Source organism: Acinetobacter sp. (genome assembly GCF_045628685.1).
Taxonomy (GTDB): domain Bacteria; phylum Pseudomonadota; class Gammaproteobacteria; order Pseudomonadales; family Moraxellaceae; genus Acinetobacter.
Map to the genome: position 1 here is coordinate 1 of NZ_JAZQPV010000043.1, position 3,458 is coordinate 3,458.

Sequence of the window (3,458 nt, forward strand, 5' to 3'; positions counted from 1 at the left end):
TTCACCTGTTTTTTTATATCCTCCACCATTGGATAAGTAGGTTTGAACAACTTTCAGTTTAAATTCTTGAGAATGTTTAGCCATAGAAAAGCACCCTTCAAATTAGATTAAGTGTCTAACTTTCGGGGTGCGGTTCAAATCACTGGGCTTTTTTTTATAAATAATTAATCTTTTACTGTAGTATGCAGTCTAGAAATTACAGATGCTGCTACATCCTGTTTTTCAAATTTGGCTCTATAAAGCTTTATGGTAAAGAGAATGAGACCAAACATATTACCCAAATATAATACATTGTACTCATATTGTTATACATGCTTAACCATGGCAGCAGTGGCAAAGTAATAACCGCCAGCTACGGCATAGGCAACATTATAGAAAAATGAAATGCCCGAGAAGCGGATTTGAGCCGAGAACATTTTAAATTTATGAATAATCACGCCTGATCTATCTGCATATTAGAGTCTTATGAAGTAGGGCAAAATCGAGAGGAGGATACCGATGGTAGTTAGCATCGTGGTATTTCCCACAAAATAGGGGAAAATCATCAGGGCTAAACCACAAACCCAGGGCACAGTCACTTTTTGCTTCTTTCCATAGATAAAATAGCCTAAGCCTATAGAGCTAAATAGAACACCAAGCAGGAGTTGAGCTGTCATCATGTTTTTTTATTTATAAAGAATTTTAACCAATTATAAGCAAGTAAAATTAAAATGGGCTTAAAAGATTTCATTTATGAATAGCGAGCCTTGGTTTGTAGAAAAGGTGAAATATAAGTATCAACAACAGAATATGAAAGTCTGCTTTTTAGAGTTAAGATTTATATAGAATTTGTGATTTAAAATAGGGTGGGATGTGGCTTTTAACTCTGTTTATAACTCACTTGATATCTAATAAGGGAATGATTTATGAGTACCATTTTACCTGTCGCGCAACGTAGTGAAACTATTTTGACCTTAACAGCGGTTGCAGTTGCAAAGTCCGAGCTGAACAGTGAATGGCTAAATCAACTGGTTGAAGCTATGTATGCCACCATGATGCAGTGCAATGGTGTAGGTATTGCAGCTCCTCAGATTTATGTCTCTAAACGGGTAGTTATTGTTGCTTCACGTCCTAACTTGCGTTATCCCGATGCACCTGAAATGGAGGCGATAGTGATGGTAAATCCTGAAATTTTAGAAAGATCTAAAGCAACTGTTCTGGGAGAAGAGGGCTGTTTAAGTGTCCCGGATGAGCGTGGACAAGTGGCTCGAGCAGAAATCATTAAAGTCCGTTATTTAACTCTGCAAGGTGAACAAATAGAAACGGTCTACAACGGTTTTCCTGCAAGGATTGTGCAGCATGAAGTGGATCATTTGGATGGAATACTGTTTATTCAGCGGATATAGATCTCAATTGTTTGATTTTTGTGCTATAAATAAAAAATGATAAAAATTTTTAAAAATTATAAATATAGTAATTAAATCTATGAAATTGTTTATAAAAATATACACACTAATTTTTCATTATTGGGGCAGATTTAAGTTTCATATGCTCGAGTCAGATAATTTAATTATTAACTGGCCTAATTTTGATAAAGGGGTATTGCTGCTGATTTTTGGGGCATTTTGCCAGGTCAGCGCAATTAAATGGTATCTTGTCAGCTATTTCTCCGTTGAAAATGCAGTCTGGATTAATGCAGAATTTTTTTTCTTTCGTATTGTCGCTTTGATTATCACGCTCATCATTTTTATTGTGATGATTGTGGTTAGCTTCAAATACAAAAAAAATAGAAAATTCCGTAGATTTATTTCTTATCTTTCACCGATTTTTTTTGGTGGAACCATGATTTATGCGGGCTATACCATTGGTATTTACAGCCCCGCTACTATTGCCGGATTTGTTAATATTGTCCTGATTGGGCTGGTTTTTTATTCAAGAAAAATTATTTATAGTATTGCGATTCCTGCGCTTGTTTTTACTATTGTTATTAGTTATTTAACTTTTAATGGGATAATTCGTTACGCACCCGTGTTTAGTGATCTACTCACAGAAGGTCAGTTTTATCATAATGAATTCTGGATCCAAAGTATGGCAGAAGTTTACCTGCCGATCTTGCTGGTCTCGATTTTGTTTTTTGAAATTTTACTTTCGCAATGGCGTCGCCGTGAAAGAAATATTAAAAGAATGAGCCAAACCGATGTCCTGACCAATGTATTTAATCGCCGTTATATTGGCGAACAACTTGCCGCTTTAGAACGCAAGAAAAAAACGGCTTATGCGGTCATTTTACTGGATTTAGATCATTTTAAACAAATTAATGACCAATATGGTCATGAAGTCGGAGATATAGTTTTGCAACGCGTTGCAGCCATTTTATCCGCCACCACGCGGGAACAGGATATTGTGGGGCGTTTTGGTGGTGAAGAGTTTATTCTGATTTTAAAAGAGCAAAATTTACAGCAAGCCATTGAGATTGCAGAACGGTGTCGAAAAATTATTGAGCAAGAAGAAATTCAGCTAGAGACGGAAGACATTTTAAAAATGAGTGCAAGTTTTGGGGTAGCACTTTCTCAAACCCATTTAAATAAAGAACAGACCATTCGTCTGGCCGATCGAGCTTTATATTTGGCTAAAAGGCAGGGCCGAAATCAAGTCAGAAATTATCTGGAATTGGTGAATAATATGCCCGCACCGATTTACTGATTGTAAATGGAAGGTTTATTCTTTGATAGAGATTTCAGAGTTTGAAGGAACTATTTAGCGGATTTGCCAAAAGAGCTATTACAAATTAAAAATTCCTTTCAACCTGCCTTTAAAAAAGGGAGGGATTATGAATAAAGGTTTAGAATCAGAGCAGATGAAGATCACACGGTATTATTTTTAGGCTAAAAAAGCACCGAATTAATCCGATGCTTTTTGGATGCTGTTCTATAGAGACTACTTAATATGTTCTGCAATGTCGGTAAAGATCACACCTAAACCATGTGCGCCAGCGTCTGGATAGCCCAAGCTTCGGTCACCAACTGTGCCTGCACGACCCATGCGAGCGACGATGTCTTTGGTCGACTCTGCACCTTGAACGGCAGCTTGTGCACCTAACATAAAGTTTTCTTTAAAAGTTTTATCTGTATTTGATGACCATGTATAGGCACAAGGAACCAAGGCATCGATTAAGGTTTTATCACCTACCACCGCACCACGACCGAATGAACGCTCACCTGTGGTTTGAATACCTTTCACTGCATCTTGTAGCATCATCGCAAAGTCGGCAACGGATAGTATTGCTTTACCTTTAATTGATTTACTTGCTGCACGGAAAGCTGAACCCCAAATCGGACCTGAAGCGCCCCCACAATGTTCCATAATGATAATTGAGCAGTTAAACAGGAAGTCATCCATGTGTTGATATTGCACAAGCGCGTCCCATTGACGTTTAAGCTGTTTAAAGCCTTTGGCCACACTCATCCCAAAGTCGCCAT

The 3,458-nt window shown here is 37.5% G+C and carries 4 protein-coding genes and 1 pseudogene; 2 read left to right on the plus strand and 3 right to left on the minus strand.

Annotation, left to right across the window (positions count from 1 at the left end; genetic code table 11):
• Positions 1–164: 164 nt before the first annotated feature.
• Positions 165–419: pseudogene (locus tag ACKI4H_RS06010) on the minus strand (hypothetical protein); the annotation flags it as partial.
• Between the two features lie 36 nt (positions 420–455).
• A complete protein-coding gene (locus ACKI4H_RS06015) occupies positions 456–659 on the minus strand; it encodes an amino acid transport protein (protein WP_407304461.1) in 204 nt (67 codons plus the stop codon).
• Between the two features lie 246 nt (positions 660–905).
• Between ACKI4H_RS06015 and def the strand changes: the two genes are divergently transcribed.
• Both def and ACKI4H_RS06025 read left to right on the plus strand, forming a co-directional pair.
• Positions 906–1,385, plus strand: coding sequence for a peptide deformylase (def, locus tag ACKI4H_RS06020; protein ID WP_407304463.1), 480 nt, complete (start codon positions 906–908; stop codon positions 1,383–1,385).
• A 142-nt stretch (positions 1,386–1,527) separates the two neighbouring features.
• Positions 1,528–2,682 (plus strand): GGDEF domain-containing protein, encoded by a 1,155-nt coding sequence (locus ACKI4H_RS06025; RefSeq protein ID WP_407304464.1) that lies wholly within the window; start codon positions 1,528–1,530, stop codon positions 2,680–2,682.
• A 234-nt stretch (positions 2,683–2,916) separates the two neighbouring features.
• Here the strand turns inward: ACKI4H_RS06025 and ACKI4H_RS06030 are convergent.
• The coding region (locus ACKI4H_RS06030) for a DAK2 domain-containing protein (RefSeq protein ID WP_407304467.1) at positions 2,917–3,458 on the minus strand (542 nt) is incomplete at its 5' end.

Coding starts and splice junctions, on each gene's coding strand:
- ACKI4H_RS06015 (WP_407304461.1), bottom strand. CDS start 659: ATGATGACAGCTCAACTCCTGCTTGGTGTTCTATTTAGCTCTATAGGC.
- def (WP_407304463.1), top strand. CDS start 906: ATGAGTACCATTTTACCTGTCGCGCAACGTAGTGAAACTATTTTGACC.
- ACKI4H_RS06025 (WP_407304464.1), top strand. CDS start 1,528: ATGCTCGAGTCAGATAATTTAATTATTAACTGGCCTAATTTTGATAAA.